At 38.5% G+C, this 24571-nt stretch carries 24 protein-coding genes and 4 pseudogenes; 18 read left to right on the top strand and 10 right to left on the bottom strand.

What is annotated here, in order from left to right:
- Nucleotides 1-104: 104 nt before the first annotated feature.
- Nucleotides 105-279: pseudogene (locus tag NSS76_RS02765) on the bottom strand (tyrosine-type recombinase/integrase); the annotation flags it as partial.
- A gap of 120 nt (nucleotides 280-399) precedes the next feature.
- On the opposite strand from NSS76_RS02765, the pseudogene NSS76_RS02770 reads away from it, so the two are divergent.
- From NSS76_RS02770 to NSS76_RS02780, 3 genes and pseudogenes are all read left to right on the top strand, one after another.
- Nucleotides 400-539 (top strand): annotated as a pseudogene (locus tag NSS76_RS02770) (hypothetical protein); the annotation flags it as partial.
- Between the two features lie 149 nt (nucleotides 540-688).
- Nucleotides 689-1234 (top strand): HAD-IIIA family hydrolase, encoded by a 546-nt coding sequence (locus NSS76_RS02775; protein ID WP_008346879.1) that lies wholly within the window; start codon nucleotides 689-691, stop codon nucleotides 1232-1234.
- A gap of 254 nt (nucleotides 1235-1488) precedes the next feature.
- Nucleotides 1489-1566, top strand: a pseudogene (locus NSS76_RS02780) (hypothetical protein); the annotation flags it as partial.
- Nucleotides 1567-1753: 187 nt separating this feature from the next.
- On the opposite strand, the gene NSS76_RS02785 reads toward NSS76_RS02780, so the two are convergent.
- Nucleotides 1754-2317 carry a GNAT family N-acetyltransferase gene (locus NSS76_RS02785; protein WP_008346769.1) on the bottom strand — a complete coding sequence of 188 codons (564 nt, stop codon included), beginning with the start codon at nucleotides 2315-2317 and terminating at the stop codon, nucleotides 1754-1756.
- A gap of 214 nt (nucleotides 2318-2531) precedes the next feature.
- Here NSS76_RS02785 and NSS76_RS02790 point away from each other — a divergent pair, with 214 nt between their 5' ends.
- The 4 genes from NSS76_RS02790 (at nucleotide 2532) to NSS76_RS02805 (ending at nucleotide 5836) form a co-directional block, all read left to right on the top strand.
- Nucleotides 2532-3044 (top strand): GrpB family protein, encoded by a 513-nt coding sequence (locus NSS76_RS02790; RefSeq protein WP_008346767.1) that lies wholly within the window; start codon nucleotides 2532-2534, stop codon nucleotides 3042-3044.
- Nucleotides 3045-3267: 223 nt separating this feature from the next.
- Entirely contained in the window at nucleotides 3268-3471 is a 204-nt protein-coding gene (cspC, locus tag NSS76_RS02795) for a cold shock protein CspC (RefSeq protein WP_008346765.1), read from the top strand.
- Nucleotides 3472-3804: 333 nt separating this feature from the next.
- Nucleotides 3805-5418 (top strand): PPC domain-containing protein, encoded by a 1614-nt coding sequence (locus NSS76_RS02800; protein WP_240503411.1) that lies wholly within the window; start codon nucleotides 3805-3807, stop codon nucleotides 5416-5418.
- Between the two features lie 34 nt (nucleotides 5419-5452).
- The gene (locus tag NSS76_RS02805; RefSeq protein WP_034622752.1) at nucleotides 5453-5836 is read left to right on the top strand and encodes a hypothetical protein; all 384 of its coding nucleotides are present in this window, start codon (nucleotides 5453-5455) and stop codon (nucleotides 5834-5836) included.
- Between the two features lie 121 nt (nucleotides 5837-5957).
- Here NSS76_RS02805 and NSS76_RS02810 read toward each other — a convergent pair whose 3' ends face one another.
- Nucleotides 5958-7007: an NAD(P)-dependent alcohol dehydrogenase gene (locus NSS76_RS02810; protein WP_034622739.1), complete on the bottom strand. Its 1050-nt coding sequence runs from the start codon at nucleotides 7005-7007 to the stop codon at nucleotides 5958-5960.
- Nucleotides 7008-7202: 195 nt separating this feature from the next.
- Here NSS76_RS02810 and NSS76_RS02815 point away from each other — a divergent pair, with 195 nt between their 5' ends.
- Complete coding sequence (locus NSS76_RS02815) at nucleotides 7203-7604, top strand: MerR family transcriptional regulator (RefSeq protein WP_008346757.1); 402 nt, start codon at nucleotides 7203-7205, stop codon at nucleotides 7602-7604.
- A 43-nt stretch (nucleotides 7605-7647) separates the two neighbouring features.
- Here the strand turns inward: NSS76_RS02815 and bglS are convergent, their stop codons facing one another.
- The 3 genes from bglS to NSS76_RS02830 all read right to left on the bottom strand — a co-directional run bounded on the left by bglS (nucleotide 7648) and on the right by NSS76_RS02830 (nucleotide 9634).
- Entirely contained in the window at nucleotides 7648-8376 is a 729-nt protein-coding gene (bglS, locus tag NSS76_RS02820; RefSeq protein ID WP_025093569.1) for a beta-glucanase, read from the bottom strand.
- Nucleotides 8377-8587: 211 nt separating this feature from the next.
- Nucleotides 8588-9223 carry an FMN-dependent NADH-azoreductase gene (locus NSS76_RS02825; protein WP_341080621.1) on the bottom strand — a complete coding sequence of 212 codons (636 nt, stop codon included), beginning with the start codon at nucleotides 9221-9223 and terminating at the stop codon, nucleotides 8588-8590.
- Between the two features lie 27 nt (nucleotides 9224-9250).
- Nucleotides 9251-9634 (bottom strand): tautomerase family protein, encoded by a 384-nt coding sequence (locus tag NSS76_RS02830; protein WP_008346751.1) that lies wholly within the window; start codon nucleotides 9632-9634, stop codon nucleotides 9251-9253.
- A 123-nt stretch (nucleotides 9635-9757) separates the two neighbouring features.
- On the opposite strand from NSS76_RS02830, the gene NSS76_RS02835 reads away from it, so the two are divergent.
- Nucleotides 9758-12274 (top strand): helix-turn-helix domain-containing protein, encoded by a 2517-nt coding sequence (locus NSS76_RS02835; protein ID WP_175580542.1) that lies wholly within the window; start codon nucleotides 9758-9760, stop codon nucleotides 12272-12274.
- Between the two features lie 78 nt (nucleotides 12275-12352).
- Here the strand turns inward: NSS76_RS02835 and NSS76_RS02840 are convergent, their stop codons facing one another.
- Nucleotides 12353-13060, bottom strand: coding sequence for an alpha/beta fold hydrolase (locus NSS76_RS02840; RefSeq protein WP_341080631.1), 708 nt, complete (start codon nucleotides 13058-13060; stop codon nucleotides 12353-12355).
- Between the two features lie 203 nt (nucleotides 13061-13263).
- Here NSS76_RS02840 and NSS76_RS02845 point away from each other — a divergent pair, with 203 nt between their 5' ends.
- The 5 genes and pseudogenes from NSS76_RS02845 to NSS76_RS02865 all read left to right on the top strand — a co-directional run bounded on the left by NSS76_RS02845 (nucleotide 13264) and on the right by NSS76_RS02865 (nucleotide 17593).
- The gene (locus tag NSS76_RS02845) at nucleotides 13264-13839 is read left to right on the top strand and encodes a TetR/AcrR family transcriptional regulator (RefSeq protein ID WP_258011213.1); all 576 of its coding nucleotides are present in this window, start codon (nucleotides 13264-13266) and stop codon (nucleotides 13837-13839) included.
- A 79-nt stretch (nucleotides 13840-13918) separates the two neighbouring features.
- Complete coding sequence (locus NSS76_RS02850; RefSeq protein ID WP_197172282.1) at nucleotides 13919-15358, top strand: DHA2 family efflux MFS transporter permease subunit; 1440 nt, start codon at nucleotides 13919-13921, stop codon at nucleotides 15356-15358.
- Nucleotides 15359-15548: 190 nt separating this feature from the next.
- Nucleotides 15549-16442, top strand: coding sequence for an alpha/beta hydrolase (locus NSS76_RS02855; protein ID WP_341080634.1), 894 nt, complete (start codon nucleotides 15549-15551; stop codon nucleotides 16440-16442).
- A 102-nt stretch (nucleotides 16443-16544) separates the two neighbouring features.
- Nucleotides 16545-16662 (top strand): annotated as a pseudogene (locus NSS76_RS02860) (MmcQ/YjbR family DNA-binding protein); the annotation flags it as partial.
- A gap of 169 nt (nucleotides 16663-16831) precedes the next feature.
- The gene (locus NSS76_RS02865) at nucleotides 16832-17593 is read left to right on the top strand and encodes an SDR family NAD(P)-dependent oxidoreductase (protein ID WP_073203999.1); all 762 of its coding nucleotides are present in this window, start codon (nucleotides 16832-16834) and stop codon (nucleotides 17591-17593) included.
- Nucleotides 17594-17823: 230 nt separating this feature from the next.
- Here the strand turns inward: NSS76_RS02865 and NSS76_RS02870 are convergent, their stop codons facing one another.
- Complete coding sequence (locus tag NSS76_RS02870) at nucleotides 17824-18192, bottom strand: hypothetical protein (RefSeq protein ID WP_341080637.1); 369 nt, start codon at nucleotides 18190-18192, stop codon at nucleotides 17824-17826.
- Nucleotides 18193-18469: 277 nt separating this feature from the next.
- Between NSS76_RS02870 and NSS76_RS02875 the strand changes: the two genes are divergently transcribed.
- Nucleotides 18470-19618 carry a type II asparaginase gene (locus NSS76_RS02875; protein WP_073204005.1) on the top strand — a complete coding sequence of 383 codons (1149 nt, stop codon included), beginning with the start codon at nucleotides 18470-18472 and terminating at the stop codon, nucleotides 19616-19618.
- A 35-nt stretch (nucleotides 19619-19653) separates the two neighbouring features.
- Here the strand turns inward: NSS76_RS02875 and NSS76_RS02880 are convergent, their stop codons facing one another.
- Both NSS76_RS02880 and NSS76_RS02885 read right to left on the bottom strand, forming a co-directional pair.
- Nucleotides 19654-20547, bottom strand: a complete 894-nt coding sequence (locus NSS76_RS02880) for an alpha/beta fold hydrolase (RefSeq protein WP_073204008.1) — start codon at nucleotides 20545-20547, stop codon at nucleotides 19654-19656.
- A 56-nt stretch (nucleotides 20548-20603) separates the two neighbouring features.
- A complete protein-coding gene (locus tag NSS76_RS02885; protein WP_073204011.1) occupies nucleotides 20604-21056 on the bottom strand; it encodes a MarR family winged helix-turn-helix transcriptional regulator in 453 nt (150 codons plus the stop codon).
- A 420-nt stretch (nucleotides 21057-21476) separates the two neighbouring features.
- Here NSS76_RS02885 and NSS76_RS02890 point away from each other — a divergent pair, with 420 nt between their 5' ends.
- The 3 genes from NSS76_RS02890 (at nucleotide 21477) to NSS76_RS02900 (ending at nucleotide 24477) form a co-directional block, all read left to right on the top strand.
- Entirely contained in the window at nucleotides 21477-22082 is a 606-nt protein-coding gene (locus NSS76_RS02890) for a TetR/AcrR family transcriptional regulator (RefSeq protein WP_024427803.1), read from the top strand.
- A gap of 31 nt (nucleotides 22083-22113) precedes the next feature.
- Nucleotides 22114-23310, top strand: a complete 1197-nt coding sequence (locus tag NSS76_RS02895) for an MFS transporter (protein ID WP_034622721.1) — start codon at nucleotides 22114-22116, stop codon at nucleotides 23308-23310.
- Between the two features lie 138 nt (nucleotides 23311-23448).
- Complete coding sequence (locus tag NSS76_RS02900; protein ID WP_034622718.1) at nucleotides 23449-24477, top strand: acyltransferase family protein; 1029 nt, start codon at nucleotides 23449-23451, stop codon at nucleotides 24475-24477.
- Nucleotides 24478-24571 lie beyond the last annotated feature (94 nt).

Consider the following 24571-nt stretch of genomic DNA (forward strand, 5'->3'; position numbering starts at 1 on the left):
ACCAAAGGTGGTAGACCTTTGGTTTTTTTATTTTTTATAACTTCTAAATGAATCTGTCCACTGATCTTAAGTAAGTGGGCTTTTTTTGTTTGAGGTTGATATTTTTATATAATGTCATCCAATTTTTCTTCAGCCATAGCCTTTTGTTTGTTAGGAAATAAGTGAACATATACGTCTATTGTTGTCCGAATAGAGGCATGTCCTCTTTCTTTGATTGTATAATATTCTTCTTCTTGAAATTAATAAAGCAACATGAGAGAGCCTAAGATCATGCAGCCTAGCCTTATTTTCTTTGTTTTGGGCTCTATTAGTACATGATGTTCTCCATTAATAAATGTTGAGGCTTTGTTGACATCAATTTCTTTCTTATATCTATCGTGGTCTATTTTGTCACAAGAGTTTGCTGAATATCGTTACACATTTTACAAGACAAGTTATTTGCTGGATGGTCTAATGACGAGCTTAAAAATTTATATTGAGAAGCAAAAGATAAAAGGGTGTTACTTCGTGTAGCGTCCTTTTTATCTTGGAAAGAATGAAACAAATTGAAAAGAAGAAGAGTGGAAAAGATTTTAATTGTATTAGGGGACTTTGATAATAAATATTTATGATAAACTGATGTCATCAAAATTTTCTAATTGAAATGAATCTTAACGTAGGAGCAGTTGCTAGATAATGGAGGTATAACATGAAACAGATAGAAGCAATTTTTTTAGATAGAGATGGAACAATTGGTGGTGATGATACTATTCATTATCCCGGAAAATTTGAACTCTTTCCTTATACAGCAATTCAAATCAATAAACTAAAAAAAGATAATGTGAAAATATTCTCTTTTACAAATCAACCTGGTATATCAAGTGGATTTGCTAAAGTAGAAGATTTTAAAGAGGAATTGAAAGGTTTTGGTTTTGATGAAGTATATATATGTCCACACGGTCATAATGATGGATGCTCTTGTAGGAAGCCTGGCATAGGAATGTTAATGGAAGCTCAACAAAAACACGATTTAACTCTCGAAAATTGCGTCGTAATTGGGGACCGTTGGAGTGATATTGTTGCAGCTGATAAAGTAGGAAGTATTAAAATTTTGGTTAGAACTGGGGCTGGTGAATATTCACTTCGTGAACACTTTGATAAATTAAGTGGGATTAAAATAGATTATATAGCCAATGACCTTAATGATGCTATAAACTGGTTGTATAAAAATTCTTGTTTAAATAATCAAGTGTAATATTACCCTGCTAATGAGAGCTGTCAATACAAACAAGGTGTTTCAACATGTAGCATCTTTTTTTGAAATAAAAAGGTTACGAGTCCTTTCATAAACAGAGTGTTGAGGTCGTTGGAATTAAGGTAAACCAGTAGAAGTGATGGTGACGGAATTAAAACAGACCGAACTATGAAAAATGACAAGAAACATGAAAGCTAACCAGGGGGAAATTGCTTAGAAATCTATGAATGGAGAGTGAATCGAATTGCTCCATAAAAGAAAAACAAAAAGCACCTCGTGACCGGTCGAAGCTGATTGCAGTTACATTGTGGTCTTGTGTTGGGAGCCTGCTGCTGAAAACTTTCTGTCAGAGTTTATTAATGAAAACACCAGATTATGAAGAAGTAAAGGCAATAAGGACAAAGTTAGAGGAGTAGACCCACTTATCAAGGCCAAAATTAAAAAACATAGCATATAATTAATATGCTATGTTTTTTCTTGTTACACTAATGCACCCATTACTTTAATTGCTACATAAGGTTATCTTATGATGGAATAAAAACAAGTGTCAGTCAGCTTGTTGCCATCTGCGGATAAATCATCATTTCTTAAAGTGCCTTCAAATACAAAGCCAAGTTTTTCTGGGATAGCCCGACTTTTAAGGTTTGTAGATTCACACCTTATTTCAATTCTTCTAAATTTGATATTGTTTAATCCGAAGTCAGCTAATTTCTCCACTGCTTCTGTCATATATCCATTCCCACTAAATTTAGTATTTACCCAATACCCAATCTCACATTTAGGAATGGTCCAGTCAATCCTCTGAAGGCTAGTTGTCCCAATGAAGTGATTGCTGTTTTTATCAAAAATAAGAAAACGGAAACTTTCCCTCTTTAAAAAATTGATATGAGCATTTCTTAAATTGATCTCTGTTTCTTCAGCAGTAGGAAGTTTTTGAGCGAATGGCAACCACGCTTTTAATTCAGAAAAGGAATCCTTTATTGCTTGGTTTACAATTTTCCCGTCTCCTGTTTGGTGTGGTGCTCGAAGAATGAGTCTTTCTGTTTCTAACTGTAAAGGAATATCTAACAATAAAGGGTTCATTTCATTTCTCCTCTCGGAATTTTATATTTTAGCGTGTATGGAGAGTATTTAGTTCATACTGTTCGTTGTCAATTTATTGTAGCAGATACTTGATCGATTCTTTAGAATATGAAGGTGCATCTTAAGTAAGTGGAATTTTTGTTTGAGATTGTTCTCTGTTTAGTTATTTAAAATTTCCAACTGAACAACAAAATCATAAAGTGGGGTTGAGTAAATGCTTGGATTACCAAGAGGGGAAGTTTTTTTAGTTCCTTGGTTTGCTGAATGGGTCAAAGAATTTGATATGGAAAAGAAACGAATAGTAGAAGTTATCGGTCAGTACATAGTGAATGTCCACCATATAGGAAGTACAGCAGTAAATGGTTTGAGTGCGAAACCCATTATTGATATAGCGATCGAAATCAATCATTTTCTTGACGGAGAACAGTGCGTAACAGCTTTGCAAGGGCTGGGTTATTCTTATAGAGGGATCAATGTGTTACCTGAAAGACACTATTTCAGTAAAGGAGAACCACGTACACATCAAATCCATATGTATCAAACGGGCAATAGATATCTACTCGAACAAATAAATTTTAGGGATTACCTGAGAAGTAACGAACTAGCAAGAAGTGAGTACCAACAGCTTAAACTTAACCTAGCAAATGTAAATAAAAATGACAAACACAAATATGCAGAGGGAAAAACAGAATTTGTTAAGTCGATTTTAGATAAAGGTTCTCTTTAGGTGCTGAAAAAATTGATTTTATGCACAAGAAAAATCGCTGCAAAGAAGAGTTTCTTCTTTCTAATCAACAAATTGCAATTATTACCGATTCATGCTATAATGAAAAGTAATTATTTTTGTTCGGCGTAAAGGATAGTATGAAGATTGACTTTTCGTCTTGAGGGTACTTTGGGCAAGGATAGTATAATACATTGTGTGGTAAACGCACGAGGAGGCAACAATCATGGAACAAGGTACAGTAAAATGGTTTAACGCAGAAAAAGGTTTTGGATTTATCGAACGTGAAGAAGGCGACGATGTATTCGTACATTTCTCAGCTATCCAAGGCGACGGATTCAAATCTTTAGACGAAGGTCAAAAAGTATCATTTGACGTAGAGCAAGGTTCTCGTGGAGCTCAAGCTGCTAACGTTCAAAAAATTGCTTAATCTTCATTCTTAAAACAGGTTCTCTACGGAGAGCCTGTTTTTTTTGCATGAAAAAACCCTACTCAACGTACAAGTAGGGAGATGGTACAAGGTATTCGTAAAAATTTCATGCTTCAAAGGTTAGTTTAGTATAACATACTGGATTGACAATATGCGGAATTTCCATAAATTAATTTCTTTTATTTTCTTTATAAAGCGGACTGTTCAGTCATTCTGTTATTAAGAAAGATTGAAATGAAGTCATAATTTACTTATTAATCAATTAAATGAATATTTTTCCGGAGTGGAATATGGTAAAATCATTATGTTCTTTCTATAAAAATTGGAAATGTGGTGAATATATTGAAACGTATTTTGGGATCTTTTGTTTTTATATTTATCTTCAGTTTTTCTTTTGTTTTATTCGTAAGTGCAGAAGAGGTGAACATGTCATCTGGAGTCTCCATAAATGGAGAATTGAAATCCAAAAGTTCAATGAACCGATACAATTTTACAACGAATGCTGATGGAGAAGTATACATCAGGCTAGATAAGGCATCTGCCTCTTTTAGTATTACTCTATATGATTCGAAAGGGAATAAGATAGATTCTAATGAATCTTCATTTCCTGGTGAAACTCTGGTTATCGATAATAAATTGAAAAAAGGGAATTATTATATTGAAGTTATGCCCAGTGAATGGGAAGGCGTAACTAAAGGTACATATCAACTAAAGGCGACATATCCAGGTGCTTTTAAGCGTAATTTAACAACCTTTGAACCAAACGACACTTTTCAAACAAGCATGAAGGTATCTAATGGTACCTATTATAAATCAACGATTGATAGTGAAATTGATAAGGATGTTTATCAGTTCACTTCCAACAAAGATGGTGAGTTATATCTTACTTTAGATCAGGAAACATCTGAATTAGAAGTCACTGTCTATAATGAGAACAAAAATGAAATTGTATCTGACTATACGTGGAATGCTGGAGAGAATATTGTCATTCACGAAAATATAAAAAAAGGAACCTATTATGTCAAAATAAAACCATACACTTCTAATTGGGAAGGAATATCAAATGCTAAGTACCGACTTAAAGTGACGTATCCAGGTTCTTTTAAAAGAGATTTAAATACTTACGAACCAAACGACACGTTTGAAACAGCAATTCCGCTCATCTCAAATCAATATTACAAATCAAAGCACGAATCGGATTTGGATAGAGACGTATATCAATTTTCAACAGTGAAAGATGGAAAAGTAAAGATTAATCTAGATAAAATAACAGAAGGAGCCTCTATCGCTTTATACGACAAGAACGGTAATGAAATCACTAGGGAATATTTACCTGATATCTTTGGGACAAGTCCAGTTATTGATTTAAATCTAAAAAAGGGCAAATACTATATTGTTGTTGAGCCTAGACATTGGGATGGTGTATCCAGTCAAACATATCGTTTAAAAGCATCTTATCCAGATAAAACACCAAGCATAAACACAGTAACTGATCAATCAACAAATATCGTAGGTAATGCGGAAACGAATGCCAAAGTTTTCGCATATATTGGTCAAAAAAAATTAGGCTCTACAAATGCAAAAAAAGGGAAATATTCAATCAAAATTCCTAAACAAAAAGCTGGAACTTTAATCACTGTGTATTTAGTAGATTCTAATGGAGCGAGAAGTGGCAGTAAAACAATAAAAGTGTTAGATAGAACGCCTCCCGCTATACCAAGTGTTAATAAAATCACAAAAAATACAACGGTTATAACAGGTAAAGGTGAAAAATATGCTACAGTGTACGTTTATCATAAAAACAAGAAGTTAGGAACTGCAAAATTAAATAAAAATGGACAATTTAAAGTGAAAATAAAAAAACAGAAGAAAAATGCATTGATAACCGTTTATTTAAAGGATGCTGCCGGAAATAAGAGCAAATCTAAAGTGGTAAAGGTTTATTAGTGGACTATGTAAGACAACTTAAGGAGATATTGAAATGCTAAAACGATTCTTATTTATTTTTTCAACGCTCCTCATGGCGATTGCAGTATTATTTATCGCCGCAAAGGATTCACCTGGGAAGAACACGATTTCGTTAGATGACCCATTACCATTTATGCTGTCAGTAGGGATGGTGGTTTTCTTATTTATTCCTCCTTTGGTGATGTCGTTTTTTGATCATATTGTGGTTAGAGTAATATCTGGAATCTATCAATGTTTTATTGTGTTCTCATTCCTTGTCTTAATCCCTATAGGCTTTTTTATTCCAAACGGGGGAATGACTATTTTGATTTCAATTTTAGGCTTTTTGGTTAGCTTGTCCAGTATGGTCGTTACATTTATGCGAGGTCATCATAAAGAAAAAGGAGTTAGCATATAGCGATCCATAAAAAAGCCACGACTCAATAGAGAAGTGGCTTTTTTACGTTTGATCAAAAATCATAGAATTCTCTTCGGTCAGTCATAAAGTAATAAAATACTGCCATTTCAAAGAATATCAATCATAACGTCGAAATATCAATCACAAACCGGTAACGCACATCACTTTTCAGCACCCGTTCATACGCTTCATCAACTTGATTAGCGTTGATGACTTCAATTTGTGGTGTGATGTTGTGAGCAGCTGCGAAATCGAGCATTTCTTGTGTTTCTTGGATGCCGCCAACGAGTGAACCAGCAATGCTGCGGCGGCCGGAAATTAATGAAAAGACGTGGAATTGATCCGGCTTAGGCGGTGCACCGACGTTCACCAAGGTTCCATCTACACGGAGTAAGGACAAATAGGCATCCACGTTAATGTTGGCAGAGACCGTATTGAGAATAAGGTCGTACTGACCGGCTAGTGTCTGAAACGTATCAGGATCACTTGTAGGAAAGTAGTCTTTTGCGCCAAATGACAGCGCCTCTTCTTTTTTATTCAAAGAGCGGCTCAATACCGTCACATCAGCGCCTAGAGCACTCGCGAATTGAATAGCAACATGGCCGAGCCCGCCCATTCCGACGATAGCAACCTTTTTGCCAGGGCCTGCCTTCCAGTGCTTTAATGGTGAATAAGTTGTAATGCCAGCACAGAGAAGAGGACTTGCGGCATCAAGGGGCAGTTGATCAGGAATGCTGACGACAAATCGTTCAGTCACGACAATTTTTTGACTGTAGCCGCCATAAGTCGGCTCCCCGTCATAGTCACGGCTGTTATACGTTTGGACGACTCCTTTTGTGCAGTACTGCTCGTCTCCATTTTGACAATATTCACAGGTGCCGCAGGAATCCACAAAGCAGCCAACGCCTACACGGTCTCCGATCTGAAACTTCGTCACATCATCCCCTACAGCTGCAACGACCCCAGTAATCTCATGACCTGGAACCATCGGGAAAATGCCGCCGCCCCATTCATCAAAAGCGCTGTGGATATCTGAATGACAGATCCCGCTAAATTGAATATCAATTAAAATATCATGTGGACGAAGTGCTCTTCGTTCAATGGTCGTCCGTTCAAAGTTTGCTTTGGCGTGTGATACACTTAAAACGTTTGATTGGTGCGTCTGACACATTCTTGATCATCCTTTCAAAAATAAGATTCGATTCTTTCTTCTATACTGTACGTCTTAAAGTGAACTCTAAGTCAATAGAAAACCCTCTCCAGGCTTTTAATATAAGAATTGAGCCAAAAGCATCTTGCTTTCTTTTTCAAAATGGAGATGATGAGGAAAGGGAGATCGGAAGGTAAGAGAAAGAAGGAGGGTACAATGAAAATAGCACAAGCAGCAAAACAGCTCGATTTATCCACTGCGACACTTAGATATTACGAAAATATTGGTTTGATTAGGGAAATCAAGCGTGACGATCATGGGATTCGTGATTATACAGAGGATGATCTTCAATGGATTGAATTTATCAAGTGTATGAGAAATGCAGGGCTCTCGATTGATGCGCTTAGAGAATATACAGCCTTATTTTTTGAGGATGATGATCATACGTTATCTTCGCGAAAAAACATTTTGGTCAATGAACGAGAAAGACTCGTCCAAAAACAAAAGGAAATCGAAGAGACCATTAAACGGTTGGATTTCAAAATAGAAAGTTATGAAGATATTATCCACAATCATGAGAAAAAACTCGCTCATCAGCTGAAAACTCATTCTAATTAAACGAAGAAAAACCTGTGACTTGTCACAGGTTTTTTTGATAGAGTTATCTTTTTGTGTAACGCACCCAGTTATAATGTGCGTGGAGCGGGGTAACACCGTTGTAGGAGCCAAGCCATTCATCGACACCTGCACCATTCCACAGGTTCATCATAATTTTCCCTGGTGTTTGAGGAATTTGAGTGGTGGCGGTATGCTTTAATTGTCCATCGACATACCATTTGATAGAGTTTGGCTGCCAGTCAAATGCATACGTGTGATAAGAGTTCGCTGCATCGAAACCAAGGTTGACGATCTTTTCATGATTTCCTACACCATTGGTATAGTAGTTAAACTGTACCTTTGTCGTATCTTTTCCTAGAAATTCAATGTCAATCTCATCCCAAGGCGTGCCATCAGTCGGTCCCGTATAAGTGAAGAAAGAAGAGACGATCCCCACATTTTTGGCTGGCTTCATGTTGACTTCATATAGCCCATAGCCGTACGTTTGAACGGAGCGGTTTTCTCCGCAGTCAAACTTGTTATAGGCGGGACTTGTAAGCGATAAACGCATTTCACCTGATGATGTCATCGACACGTTATTTGCACGCCACGTACAGTTAAACATGTTTCCATTCGAGTATCCATCGGCTTTTTGCCATAACCCCGTATTATAGTTATTAAAAGGTTCATAAAACGATCCACCCGTTTGTGCCGAGGCACCCGCTGTAAATGTGGACAAACTCAAGACTAATCCAGTGACAAGCAGCATTAACATTCGTTTCATACGGTACATATTCGCATTCTCCTCTCCTTTTATGGAAGCGCTTTCTTTATTGATCATACATGATTCTTTCAAAAGGGAAAATCGGTCTAATATATGATATTAAAAGAGACTTTTTGATAGATTCTTCTCTTCTTTCATGAGAAGTTATGAAAGAGAATGGTATAAACAGAAAAAGGCCAAAAACTCATAAAGGATAGTTGAGTTTTTGGCCTTTTTTATTTTAAAAAACTTTTGCTTTTTCTTTAGCTTGATCAACTGCCGCTGTTTTAATCTCTTCGGCTAAATGGGGTGTGTAAGACATGCCTTCTACTAAGATCTTGTCAAAGGAAGTTACACCGATGAAGTTTAAAACGGTTTGTAAGTGTCTGCTGCCAATTTCCTTGTCCTGCTGGGGTCCGGTCGTATAGATGCCCCCGCATGCCTGAATGTGAATTGCTTTTTTGTTATTTAATAGTCCAATAGGTCCATGTTCCGTATATTGAAAGGTTTTACCACGCATACAAATGGCATCAATGTAGGCTTTCATGACAGGTGGATGTGAAAAATTCCACATAGGATTGACGAACACGTACTTATCGGCCTGACAGAATTGATCAAGCAAATGTGCAAGGGCCTCTAGTTTTTTCTGATGATTTGGCTGTAATTCGTCAAATGATTGTCCAGATTGCAGCTTTGCCCAAGATTCAATCACATCTTGATCAATTTGCGGGATGTCTGTTTTATATAAATCAAGTCGAACCACTCGATCTTCTGGATGTGCTTGTTGATAGGCGCTGATGAATGCTTCTCCAACAGTTAAGCTGTATGATTCAGAAGGACTGCTTGGGTGTGCGGTAATATATAAAAGGGTACTCATAATGTTTCTCTTCCTTTCAAATGTAGTTTAAAGAGCAAATTGTGCAATTCCGTCTCCATAAGACCAGTTATCCTGGGTTACTTCGATCAAATTGATAAATAGATCTTCTGTTCTTACGTTGGCGGATTGGTGCAATTGTTTGCTTAATTCTTTATAAAATTCTTTTTTCATTTCTGTTGGACGGCCAATATTTAAAAATATTTGTACGATCAACAATTCGTCAGATCGTTCAATTTCTAAACAAGTCGGATGAAAATTGAAGTTTTCTTTCTCGAGTTCCTCTATAATTAAAAAACGATCATCACTAGGAACCTTTAGATGGTCAACAATGACCTGTCCAATTATGTCTCTTATTTCGTTTTTAGCCTCAAGGGAACGACCTTTGATCATAGATACACGGGTTAAAGGCATATTCATCACTCCTATTTGTTTGATGGGTACATGATGATGTTACCGCTAGAGAGGAATTTTAAGAATGTAGGTTAGTTCGTGTTTGTTCGTCTGAATAAAAGAAAATTGAATCTGGGTGATAAAATGACAAACCATGAAGCTTGGATTGATCAACTCATAAAACAATTAAGGACAAGACCGGCCCGTAATGCCAGTACAAAAATGAGGCAGATCGATTTAGCAAGGTTGATCGGTGTAGATACTAGAACTGTACAGTTATGGGAAAACGGTGACCGTATGCCAAGTGTAACGAACTTAAAAAAGCTCATTTATACCTTTTTGATAGAAGAAAAGTTTATAGAGGGTCAAGAAAAACAAGAAGCTCAACACCTTTGGGGAGCAGCAAAACGAGCGTTTGAGGCAAATTCTTTATCAAACCGCTCCTTTCCTTCATTCGATGATGTTTGGTTTGATCATCTGCTCACTCAGCCTGAGATAAGTGATCTGAACCTGATTGACACGCCAACGGAGACTTTACATACAGCTTCATTACAAACTGTGATGGGAAAAAGAATGGACCACTTTATCGGCAGAAACAAGGAAATAGAGGATCTACATCGTTTTCTAGCGACGCCTCAATGTGTAACGATTGTAGGTCCTGGAGGAATTGGCAAGACATCTTTAGCGATGAAAACAGCACAAACTCTGTCAAATCTATATGAAGATGGTATGTATGTATTGGAGCTCTCCTCACTTCAAGATGCAGCTTTATTCACACATTTCCTTTATTCACAGCTTGAAATAAAAGAAAGATCCAATCAGCCAGAATTACAATCAATCCTCGAGTTTATCGGGCATAAGAAACTATTGTTCATTTTTGATAATTGTGAACACCTGATTCAAAAATGTGCGGAACTCATTGATCAGCTTCTGTCTGCTGCACCAAATATCAGTATTATCGCAACGAGCCAGGAGCCGTTAAATATTCAGGGAGAGCGGGTATATCGGCTTTCTCCATTAACAAAACCAAAGAAAGATGAAAGCTATCAGATGGAACATCTACTAGAATTTGAAGCGGTTCGTCTTTTTATTGAACGTGCGAAATCCATTGTTCCTGATCTCGTTATCTCTCAACACAATATACAACTCATCGCTGATATATGTACTAGGCTGGACGGGATACCATTAGCTATTGAATTAGCTGCTTCCCGTCTGAATATTTTGACACTAGAACAGATCCTAGAGAGGTTAGATCAATTGCTCTCCTTCCTAACACAAGGAAAACGAACGGCAGCCCCGCGTCAACAGACTTTAAAGGCTGCGATTGAATGGAGTTATCAATTGCTGACACAAGAGGAGCAAAAATTACTTAGAAAAATAAGTGTGTTTGTAGGTAGTTTTACTTTAGAGGCCGTTGAAGAGGTTTGCGGATCATCTTCTCTAATAGAGGGAAAGAGTGACGAAGTGTTACATTTGGTTTCTAGCTTAGTGAATAAGTCATTGCTTTCGATTGAACAGTCAATTGACGGTCGTCGAGTGAGGTACTTTTTATTAGAAGGAATTAAACAATATGCACAAGAGCAGTTCAATGCATTAGAAAGTGAGGAATGTAGAAAAGTCATTCGTTTTCAATATGTGACGTACTATCAACAGTTTGTTCTTGAAATGGATAAGAAGTTTAGAACATCAAGCCGAGATATTATTCTAGCATCCATCAGAGATGAATATGCTCATGTTCTTCATATCCTCACATCCTGCTATGCACAGACTAATGAACAAGAGAAGAGAATAGGTTTGAGTATAATTGGGGCGATGTATTGGTTTTGGGTGCATGAAGGCAGCACAGATGAAGGAGCCCTTTGGTTTGAGCGTTTTCTTAGTGTACTGCCAGCAGGTGATGGGCATGATTCATTGCTGGCAAAAGTATATCATGGACAAGGCGTCCTGCTCTTTATTTTGGGGCAGGATCATCAGTCACTGATCAGTGCATCTAAAAGTTTAAAAATAGCCCGGAAATATAAAATGTCTTCTTATATTTCATCTTCTCTGCGCTTAATGACCTATATATCTTTAAAGACTCACTCCTTAGAGACAGCCGAACGTTATATTAAAGAAAGCATAGAGGTAGCTACAAGGGCAAAGGATGTATGGAATATAGCTAGTTCTTATAATGCGTATGGTTTGATTCAAATGAAGCAAGGAAATGATGAGCAAGCAGCTAAACTGTTCAAGAGCAGTATTGAGTACTTTGAAGAAGTAAACGATAAGTGGGAGCTGTCAGCACCATATGAGAACCTAGGTTATCTAGCTTTGAAACAAGGTCATACTAAACAATCTATTTTGTATTTTAAAAAGGTCCTGATGCTGGGATTAATGTATCAAGGTGCGTGGATTTTCACTCGTGGATTAATAGGAATCATTCTTTCATTAGTGGCAAGACAATGCTATCACGAAGCAAGTATCATGATTGGCGTGTTTCAAAAAATAAATAGAGCTTCATTTCAACAGCCTGTGACTGAAGATTATCAACAGGCACTCATTCTTATCAGACAGAACCATGATCACCATCTGATAGAAGAAGCAGTAAGGTATGGGGAACAGCTTCATAAGGAGGAGCTCATCACATGGTTGGTTGAATATGAGAATAAGACAAAGGGCTAAAATAAAGATTATTTAGCCCTTCATCAAATATCTGAAAAGGTCATTGTCTAAGGCCTTTTTTGTATGCTATTTCATGTTTTACTGTGGCTGGGCAATGTCAACTAGGCACTCCACAAACTCTTTCTTTCGCGAGTAGAAAGGAAAATGATCAGCATCAAGGGTATAAATACGCTCAAAAGATCTAGTGGCATACATCTGTCTTTGCAAGTCAATCGGAATGGAGCGGTCTTTTGTTGTTTCAATATATACGCTAGGCACATGTCCAAAGCGTATATTTGTTAGAGAGACCTTATCTTCAAAAGGCTGAACAGGCTGTGGGCGTATATTCCTTTTGAACAATCGCAGATCTTCCTCCGAACTTTCGTTGAGCATATCCTCTGCAATGAATTCTTCTATTAATGTAAGGGTCTGATCCTTTTCGTTCAACGCTGCTTTAGGACCACCTGATGCAATATCACTGACGGCTTGTCCATTCTCTGGGACAAAGGCGCAGACGTATACAAGTTTTTTGATCTTCTCTGGTATTTCCTCTGCTGCTTGTGATATGACCATTCCGCTCATACTGTGTCCTACTAAAATGACAGGCTGGTCTATTTTTTCACTTGTTGAAACAACTTTTTTTACATAGCTTTTTAGTGATACGTCCTGTGGAGGCGTAACATCTTCGCCGCTGCCAGGTAAATCAATAGCAACTACTTTATGACCTTTTTGTTGAAGAGCAGGTGTTATTTGGTCCCAGCACCAGCCGCCTTGAAATGCACCATGAACTAATAGGAATGTATTCAATGAGATCACCTCTATTGTTTGATGTAACTATTATAGTTACACTTAGAAATACAGTCAAATGATATCGATTAAAAAAGAATGATTGACAAAGCGGACAGTTGTCCGTAAGATAATACCGTTACAATTGTCCTAAAGAGAAGCAAAGAAATTTGATTTAACACATAGAGATACGTGCAATGTGGATGAAGGTAAAGAAGGTGAGCATGGTGGAAAAGGATATTGGGGAGGAAATTGAAGAGATCGCATTCTCCTTGTTTCAAGAATTTGGTGTAGAAAATGTCAGCATGCATAAAATTGCGAAAACAGCTGGTGTTGGGCAGGGCACTTTATACCGCCGCTACGCCAATAAAAGTGATTTGTGCCTTTCTATCCTTGGGGAGAGATTTGAACAGCTGATCCCAGCTTTGTATCTTTACTTGAGCAAAATAAGTGATCAGCCGGTTCGTGAACGTTTGCGCTATGTTCTCGAAGAAATTCATCTGATCGTCGGTCACCATCTAGACTGGATTCGGATGCTCACAATCTCTGGGAATTTAGAGCAGACAAGTAAAGTATATGAGAGTCATTACAGTCAATCACTTAGACAAATCATTCGTGATTTGCTTGAGGAAGCGAGAGAAAAGGGAGAAGCAAACATACAGGATATAGAACTGACAACGTTATGTATGTCCTCTCCAATGACGCCTGAGCTCATGTTTTATATACATGAATCTGGCTATTCAATCGAAAAAATTGCTCAATTTGCTGCAGAAAAACAGATTTTATCCGTCTTTCAATAGACATGAAAGTGGCTCATTTCTGACCACCCTGACTTCCTAAGGTTCATCTAAATTGAAAAAGAAAAGGAGCCAACTTAATATGAACAAACAGAAAGCAGCAGCTTCTGAAATTCGAACGCTGCCCATTATTATTTCTTTTATCACAGCTGGATTTATTGGCCTGTTCAGTGAAACGGCATTAAACATGGCGCTGAGAAGTTTAACGTTAGACTTTGGAATTGAAGCGACGACTGCTCAGTGGTTGACAACAGGATATTTATTAACACTTGGTATTCTCGTACCGATTTCAGGACTCATTCTTCAATGGTTTACGACAAGACAGCTTTTCATTACATCGCTCGTCTTTTCAATCATCGGAACATTTATTGCGGCGGTTGCGCCGGTCTTTAGTATTTTAATGGTAGCACGTGTCGTGCAGGCAGTCGGCACAGCATTGCTTCTGCCGTTGATGTTTAATACGATTTTGGTCATCATCCCGCCTCATAAACGAGGCAGATCGATGGGGATTATTGGTCTTGTGATCATGTTTGCACCAGCTGTCGGTCCAACCGTCTCTGGTCTTATTCTGAAATCGCTGACGTGGCATTGGATTTTCTGGATTTCACTTCCTTTATTAATTGCTGCACTCGTATTTGGTTATATCTTTATGCAAAATATTACAGAACCAACAAGACCGAAAATCGATATCTTATCAATTGTGCTTTCAACCATTGGTTTCGGCGGAATTGTGTATGGCTTTAGCAGTGCCGGAGAAGGCGGCGGCTGGAGCAGTATGCATGTCATCGTGGCAATTGTCGTTGGTGTCATAGGGATTCTCGTGTTCTCCTTAAGACAGTTGAACATGAAAGAACCAATGCTGAACTTAAGCCCGTTTAAATATCCGATGTTTGTCATTGGGTTACTTCTGATTTTAGTGTGTATGATGGTGATGCTGTCTGCTATGATGATTTTGCCATTGTATCTGCAAACGTCCTTGGCGCTTTCTACATTTACAGCAGGTTTAATGCTATTGCCAGGTGGAATTATCAACGGACTGCTATCTCCAATCATGGGTGGTCTATTTGATAAGTTTGGTCCCAAATGGCTTGTCATTCCAGGTCTTGTCATTGTCGCAGCGACGATGTTTGGCTTTACGAATCTAAGTGTGAATACGTCGATTGGATTCATTGTAACCCTTCATATTGCATTAATGATCGGAATCGCGATGATCATGATGCCTGCTCAAACAAATGGATTGAATCAGCTGCCGCCAGAGCTATATCCGCATGGTACAGCGATTATGAATACATTGCAGCAGGTGGCAGGAGCCATTGGTACTGCGATCGGTATCTCGATCCTTTCATCAGGAGCCCGCAGCTTTATGGAAAATGTGTCTGATCCCGCAAATCCGATGAATCAGCTGCTCGCCTTTACAAATGGCGTCCAGCATGCATTTATCTTTGCAGTGATCATGACGATCATCGGTTTGATTATTGCCTTCTTTATTAAACGAGTGAAGGTAGAACAGCAAGTATCATAAGAGAAATGAAAAGCACTGTGGACATAGCGCCGCAGTGCTTTTTTAATTGCTCAATGCTTGTTTCAAAGAGAGAGAAAAAGGGGAGAAAGGTAAAAAGACCAATGAAAATTGCTGCTGATTCAGTAGGAGGAAATGAAGAAAAGGAAACGAATGAGTCACTAAGAAATGAATAAGATAGGAGACTGAGATCATGAACTTACAAGAGCAAATCAAAATCGCAGCGTCATTACGCCAGCCAGCTGAAGGTTCATTACCGAGTCAATCGGAACTAAAACCAGTCCATCCTCCCGAAGTGAACAAAATGGAATATGACATTCCAACAAGTGCTGGCAAAACAAAGGTGTGGGTATTTAAGCCAGTGAACACATCAAAACAGCTGTTTCCTGTGTTTGTGAATTTACATGGCGGCGGATTTATCATGGGCAGTGCTGAAATGGATAATCCATGGTGTCCAGTCATTGCAGACCGGGCGCAATGTATCGTTGTCAATGTCGAGTATCAGCTTGCACCCGAGCACCCTTTCTCAGCCGCTCTTCATGAATGCTACGATGTACTGAAGTGGCTGTATGAACATCCTGATGAGCTTCAAATCGATCGGAATGCATTAGCCATTGGTGGACATAGCGCAGGAGGAAATTTGGCAACGGCTGCTTGTCTATTGAATATTCAAAAAGGAAATACACTCCCAATTGCCTATCAAGTGCTTGATTATCCGCCGCTTGATCTTGCCACTGATCCAGCACAAAAACCAGCGTTTGAAGAAGCGATCCCAGTTGAATTGGCGAGACTCTTTAATTCCTTCTATCTGCAAGGCCAAGATCCGCACAATCCGCTCGTTTCTCCGGTTTTTGCAGATCGTTCATCCTTAGCACAAATGCCTCCAGCTCTCGTCATCACAGCAGAGAGGGATTCGCTGGCTGAAGAAGCCGAGCAATATGCTGCCAAGTTAAAAGAAGCTGGGGTAGACGTCACGTACAAACAATTTAAAGGTGTCCCTCACGGCTTCACGCACGCCGGAGATTTAGCCATAGCTGAAGAAGCTTGGCATCTGATGGGGGATCAACTAAAGAAGGCGTTTGAATAAAAAAGCAGAGTGATTCAAAAGCACAGGAGACAACGGGCCTGTGCTTTTATTACTGTTTCTGAAAAAGAAAAGTGAATGTAAAAAGGGTCAGATATCTTTCCTCAAGGAATTATCCCTGGCTACTATATGAATAAGACTCATTGGAATTCCATTTACCTTGATGCAGACATTTGTAGAGGAGTTAATTGAACATTCCTACCAATTGGTTTTTCAAAAATGAACAAAAAAATCTCAACATGACCTCCTCCAAAATGATTCAAAAGGAAGTGACTGCGGAGTTGTATGTAAGATAGACATAATGCCATCATTGACTCTCTTCAAAATTGACTTGAGCGAAACGTTGTCGTTATAATTTAACCAGTTAGAAGACGCGAATAGGGGGATATAAAATGAGTTATACAGTCATTACAGGAGCAAGCTCAGGTATTGGATATGAGGCGGCTCTCGCCTTTGCAGCACGAGGGAAAAATCTTATATTAGCTGCACGCCGGCTTGATAAACTCCAAGAATTGAAGAAGAAGATTCATGATCAATATCCCGATATCAAAGTAGTCATACAGTCAGTCGATTTAACAAACATAGAGCAAGTGAATTCATTTTATGAGTCATTGTCAGATTATGAGCTGGATACGTTCATTAATAATGCAGGGTTTGGTCATTTTGGCTCTATAGGAGAACAAGATTTAAGTAAAATTGGGGATATGCTTCATCTGAATATCGAAGCATTAACGATTCTATCCACCTTATTTGTTCGTGATTATGAGCAAGTAGAGGGAGCGCAGCTCATTAACATTTCTTCACGAGCCGGCTATACAGTCGTCGGCAATGCCGTCACCTATTCAGCAACGAAGTTTTACGTGAGCGCCTTTACAGAAGGGCTGGCCCTAGAGTTGAAAGGAAAAGGAGCCAAATTACAGGCAAAAGTATTAGCGCCATCCGCGACAGAATCAGAATTTGCAAAGCGTTCATTGGATGTAGACGAATTTGAATATGAAGGCAATTTCAAGAAATATCATACATCAAAAGAAATGGCAGCTTGTATGCTTGAGCTTTATGACAGTGAAAAAACAGTCGGTATTGTGGACGGAAAGACATTCGAATTTGAATTAAAAGATCCGATCTTTTCACACGCTGGTACAGTTATGAAATAAAGATTCCATCACTGAGGTAGATATCCTCAGTGATTTTTTTATGGTGTGATTGACTGTGTGGTCAAGCATAGGAGGAATGTACAAGTGAAGGCTATTAAGCAACACAAAATTTGCCCTTCGCCACTATACAGAAGAGGATTTTGTACGTCCTAGGGAGATCGCTCAAAATGGATACCGATTATTTGATGAGAAAAATGTTTTAAAGAAACTGATGAAAAAACACCTTCGCATTAGGTGTTTTTTTCATACATTCTTTGATAAAACAAAGAATCACAAGTCCAGTAGATAAGACTGCTCATGATGATGATGGGTAAAGACGCCTGGCTCCCAATACCATCGATGAAAAAGAGCATGATAACCATTGCAATCAGTAAGTACGCAGCTAAATAAAGAGGATGGAAAGCCTTTGGCTGAAAAGAAAACAATAACTGCAAAGGAACCGCAAAGACGAAATAAAAAACAAAAAAGATAGGAATATAAAATATCAGAAACGCAGGCTCAGCTTGAATAGGTGGAAATAAGCAGACAAACAAGCCGAGTAAAATAGAGCTGATGAATAGTGTGATTAGGATTTTGTAAAAGGCTTGAAGCGAATGCAAAATGTATACTCCTTTTTTGTAAAATTTACTATATTTTATCATAAATTCATTATCAAGCGTCGGTTATTTTTAAAATACGGCACCTTCAATACTCAACTTAATTACAGCAAATTTAGGTAATAAGAATTGAATAAATCATTAATATAACGCCCTTTTTACCTTTATTTGGTTCTATATCTTTGGCCTCATGTCGATGAATGAAGGTATGGTATAAAGTAAAGCCTATAGAAAGAGATTTAGCCATGAAATCCATCAAATGAGGAAAAGAGATGATCCAATGAACATGACAAAATGGTTAGGTGCTGTCCTTCTTTCTGTTTTATTATTGGTGACAGCAGCCTGTGCGAACACAGGCACTCAAGAGAATACTCAAAGCGAAAAAGAAAACGTATCCAATGAAACAAAAGAGAAAAACAAGGCGGTTGAAACAGGGAATAAGTCCTTATCAAATATTAAGGTATTAGCCACGGGCGGGACGATTGCTGGCAGTTCAAACAGTGATACAGATACGACGGGCTATAAATCTGGTTCACTCGGCATTGATAAAGTCATTGCTTCCGTTCCACAGCTGAAGGATATTGCAAATGTCACGGGTGAGCAGGTTGTGAATGTCGGCAGTGAAAATGTTGATAACGCTCTTCTTTTAAAATTAGCCAAGCGAGTGAATGAACTATTAAAAGATGATCAAGTAGATGGCATTGTCATCACGCATGGAACAGATACACTTGAAGAAACAGCTTACTTTTTACACCTGGTTGTCAAAAGTGATAAGCCTGTTGTTGTCGTTGGCTCAATGAGACCAGCATCTGCTATCAGTGCGGATGGTCCGCTTAACTTGTATCATGCGGTGAAAATTGCATCCACCAAAGAAGCAAAGGGCAAAGGGGTCATGGTCACATTAAATGATCGAATTGCTTCGGCTCGATTTATTACGAAAACAAACACGACCACAACCGATGCCTTCAAGTCTCTTGAACATGGCTATATTGGAGAAGTTGCGGGTGAAGTGGTTTCCTTTTATAACGAACCGATCAGAAAACATACATCAGAAAGTGAATTTGATGTTTCAAACATAAAAGAATTGCCACAAGTTGATATTTTATACGGCTATCAAAATGACCAAAAATATCTGTATGATGCAGCAGTAAAAGCAGGTGCGAAAGGAATTGTTGTAGCCGCAGCAGGAAATGGAACGATGTCAACAGAAGCCATCAAAGGGGCAACAGATGCAGTGAAAAAAGATGTGGTTCTTGTGAGATCAAGCCGCACGGGTAATGGAATTGTCACCCACGAAAAAACGGATGATGAACATCACTTTGTGTCGTCTGATTCATTAAACCCGCAAAAAGCACGTATTCTGCTCATGCTGGCACTGACGAAGACAAAAGATCCAGTTAAAGTGCAAAGGTATTATGAACAATATTAATGAAGAAAAAGACCCGAGGTATATTGGGTCTTTTTTTATGCATGTTCCTGATGTTCAGCACGCTCCTTTAAAGAGAGTAAAATATCTCGCCAAATATCGTCTACATCAGTAAGAAAGTGCCCTGCTTGATCTATATAATGGGTTTTGACGTTTGGAATCGCCTGAGCTATTTTTTCTATTTCTACAAATGGAGCCATTGTATCTTCTTTTCCGTGCCAGACATCAACAGGGATTTGAATATCTTTCATAGCGAATGCCCATGGTTTCGAGAGTAAAATGGGTTCACGAATACATTCATCCACCGATTGACGAGTCGCTTCGTATAAATGTGTCATCATCATCTCTAACTGCTCATCGGTTTGAAGGAATTGCCGATCCCACGGATGTAAATGCTTGTTCCCGTTTTTGGCCAGCTTCTTAAATTTCTCTGGTTTGTTCTCAATCATTTTCTTCTGGGAACGATAGCTTGCTTTCAATAGCCAAGGAAACTTCTTACTAAGGAAAAAGGCTAATTTATTTTCTTTCAGCATGTTTTTCGGCGGTTTCCCGTTCTGAAAATGGGTTGTACTTGAGATCAGAGCGGCTGAAAGGATGCGATCCGGCAATTGATAGGCACAACCAGCTGCGAATGCACCGCCTCCAGATACACCCATCACTGAAAAATGTTGAATACCAAGATCATCTGCCACTTCCAGCACGTCTTTTGCCCAGTCTAAAATTGTACGGTCAGGTAGAGGGGTAGATAAACCAAATCCAGGTCGATCCAAACAGATGAGACGAATGCCGAGTTCTTGAGAGATTGGATCATCATCTAAAAACATCACTCTTGATCCAGGTGTCCCATGAAAAAAGAATACTGGAAACCCCTCAAGATCACCGTATTGAGTCAAACCGATGTGACGGCCATCTTGTAAATGAATGCTTTGCATATTTTCATCCCCTTAATATTTTAGATAACTTAAATGTTGATGAGAGAAACACCGTATTAAGGCGTTTCTTTTGCAATCTGATAGATTTTTTCGTATAGAGATAGTAATGTTTTTAAATCTTCTTTTGGAAGCTTTGCATAATATTTTTGTATAAGGTGCAGTTGAATGTCTTCCGTATTCTTGTGATAGTCATGGCCCTTTTGAGCAAAATCAACAATAATTTCTCTTCGGTTATGTGGATTAATTTCTCGTTTGACATAGCCGAGCTTCTCAAGCTTTGATACAAGCTGGCTAGCTGCGCTGGCAGAAATCGAAAAGTAATCAGCTAATTCATTGATTGTTCTCGTTTTTGTGCGCAGTAGCTCAAGTGTCAGCTCTTGTTTGGCTGATAAATCTGCATACTCATGTTTTAAAAATCGCTGATACTCTTCTACATAAATTGAGCCTAGTGCATTCGAGTATTCAATGATCTTTTTACCGTAATGAATGATTTCCTCATCCAATGACATCACCTCTCTTCTATTATAGGTAATCTTTATATTTAAGTGAAGTTAAATATAAAGAAAAGTTAAATGAATGACGGATATACTGAAAGGGAGATCATCGGTATATCCACTTTTTCATCAAAAAGGGACAAAGAATACTTCCCATGATTCCCGCACATTCATAAAATGTCGTTGGCTTGAATTTGAACACGTAGTACGCCAAAGTAGCCATGAAAAGGTCGCAGAAGAAAAATACGTATAAGTCCTTTTTGGTGATAGCGCAAATGACTGTTCTGTTTGTTTTCACATGAATCACTCCTTATGAAGTCAATGCCTTTTTCATTGTATTATGAGGAAAATCCATTTATAATAAAAAAATAAACCAACTGGTCGGTTTTATTTTGTCCGTATGAAGAAATGCAGGGTAGAAAGGGATTGTGACACATGACAAGTACACAAAGCGGGGCTGGAAAGAGTGAGAAGACGAAGCAAAAAATCGTCACCGCTTCTCGTGATTTATTTGCGAAAAAAGGATATTCAGAAACATCCGTGCGCGATATTTTAGAGGCTGCTGAGGTGAGTAAAGGCAATCTCTATCATCATTTCAAAGGAAAAGAGTTTTTGTTTCTTCATATTATGGAAGAGGATCACCGTTTGATGATGGAAACATGGCATGAGGAGAAGAAAACACAGCACCGGGCTGTCGATAAGCTCGCTGCATTTGCAGAGATGCTCAGTCAAATGGGCATTAACTACCCATTAATGAGAGCGAGTGAGGAATTTTGTGCCAGTGCTTTTACATCAGACGAAGTCATGGAGCGGCTGAACAAGATTGATGTCGATTTTGATGATGTGATGAGAGATATCTTACTTGAAGGAAACAAAGATGGCAGCTGGTCGATCCAGCATGTGGAGTCAAAAGTGAAAATATTACTTTCCGTTTTTTATGGATTAGACGTGTTATATAAAAATGACACCATTGAGCAGAAGAAAGAGTTACAAAAAGAGGCGATCTCATTGTTTATTCACGGAATCAACCATCATGAGTAACAAGTGAGTCAGTAAAGGGGAAACAAACATCATGCAAAAACCGATTCGTGAGCAAAAAGCAGTACTCGTGATTTTATTAAGTAATATATTTATTGCGTTTTTAGGCATCGGTCTCATAATTCCTGTCATGCCGCTATTCATGAATGTCATGCATCTAACAGGGAGTACGATGGGATACCTTGTGGCGGCGTTTGCCGTTGCCCAGCTCATCGCATCACCTATTGCAGGGAGATGGGTAGACCGCTACGGAAGAAAGATTATGATTGTGTCTGGGCTGTTTCTATTCGCGTTATCAGAACTCGTTTTTGGTCTTGGAACACACGTGTACGTCCTGTATGTTGCAAGGCTTCTAGGCGGTATTAGTGCGGCATTTATTATGCCGGCTGTCACTGCATATGTCGCAGATATTACGACCGTTCAAGAAAGATCAAAGGCGATGGGCTATGTCTCTGCGGCCATTAGTACCGGTTTTATCATCGGCCCGGGAATTGGCGGGTTTATAGCAGAATACGGCGTACGCCTGCCATTCTTCTTTGCGGCAGGGATTGCGTTTATTGCCGTCATTTCGTCTATGTTTATGCTGAAGGAGCCTTTAACAAAAGAAGAGCGAGAGAAGCAAATGAATGAAGTGAAAGAATCGACTTTCTTTAAAGATTTGAAAAAATCAATTCATCCAAGCTACCTCATCGCCTTTATCATTGTGTTTGTCCTCGCATTTGGACTATCTGCATATGAAACAGTCTTTAGCTTGTTCACAAATCATAAGTTTGGATTTGGTCCAAAAGATATTGCCGTCATCATTACCGTCAGTTCGATTGTGGCAGTCATCATCCAAGTACTTGTGTTTGGTAAACTGGTAAATGCCCTAGGAGAAAAAAGAGTCATTCAGCTATGTCTGATTATCGGGGCTGTCCTTGCTTTCGTTTCAACCGTTGTTTCAGGCTTTTTGGTTGTTCTGATTGTCACATGTGTCATTTTCCTTGCGTTTGATTTATTGCGTCCAGCATTAACGACCTTCTTATCCAAAATCGCTGGCAACCAGCAAGGATTTGTCGCAGGGATGAACTCTACCTACACAAGCCTAGGTACGATTTTCGGGCCGGCACTTGGCGGCATTTTATTCGATCAAAATATTCATTTCCCATTTTTATTCGCAGGTGTTGTCTTATTTCTTGGATTAGGCTTAACCCTTATTTGGAAGGGGAAGGCAACGGTTGAATCTGATTAGATTAGGGGCTCTAACTAGGGCTCTTTTTTTTGTTCCTTTTGGATAGATTTTTGAATATAATCACAAGGTCCCTGTTGATAAGGTGTTATTCATGTTAATCTAATACATGTTTTACCAAATACAGGAGGGGGATTTTCAATGCAAATTAAAGAGATTTTTTTTATTCGGTGTATCTCGTGTTTGAGTGTTGTGCTCATTCATGCAATAGCCATTTTATCTAGTCCTCACTCATCATCTATTCTTGTAGCACTACTCATGTTCAGTACACCGAGTTTTATTTTCATTTCTGAGTTTTTATTGGCGCATGCTTATCCAAATGGTACACCTAAAGGATTTATGTGGAAGAGAGTGAAAGCCATCTTTTTCCCATTTGTATTTATTGGGATTGTCGATGGGTTTATGCATTCGGCATCGTTAAATGGAGGGGCAGCTGACTTTTTTAAAAGAGCTTCAGCAAATGTCTTATTGGGAAATTATATTGGTTATTTTGTTCTGATTATTTTTCAATTTTACTTTTTGCATATGTTTTTTCACAAAATTGCTAAGCGTACCTCAGCCAAATGGGTATTGCCGATCTCCTTTATCATCACAGTTGGTTATTTAAGTGTCATGAACCTCGTCAAAATCCCACAACCTCAATTACCTAATCCAATGTTTGGCTTAGAATGGATTCCATTTCCAGGGTGGTTATTCTATTTTTGTTTAGCCTATTATTGTGGAGTGAATTATCAGCAGTTTATCACAAGACTTCATCGTTTTAAGTATGCCGTGTATGGACTTGTTTTCATTTCCGCAGCGACCCTTCTAAGCAATTCATATGTAGGCTTTTTCGAGCCTTCTTCTAAGAGGCCAGACGTTGTTCTTTATACAATCAGTATTGTCTTCTTATGTTTTCTCTTGTTTTCTAAAGTGAAAAGCGTTCCACCTTTCGTAGCTGTCATTAGTCAATATTCATTCACCATCTATTTGCTTCACGGGTATTTTCTAGGTATCTCTGTGTTGCTATGGGGACAATTAAAAGATTATCCATTCTTTGTAGGGACAATCATAATATCAGCACTAGCAATTGCTGGATCTATCCTATTGTCATGGTTAGCGAATCATTATAAATATGGCTATATGTTTGTCGGTAAAATCAACAGAACGAGACGAAAAACAGTCGCTTAACCCTGATATGGAAGGGGAAAGTGACAGAAGAAGCATGAGTAGAATAATATCATCCAGAATGTAAGAGACCTTTTAAATGAGGTCTCTTTTTTAA

Source organism: Bacillus sp. FSL R5-0654, assembly GCF_038008745.1.
In the GTDB taxonomy this organism is placed as follows: domain Bacteria; phylum Bacillota; class Bacilli; order Bacillales; family Bacillaceae; genus Bacillus; species Bacillus safensis.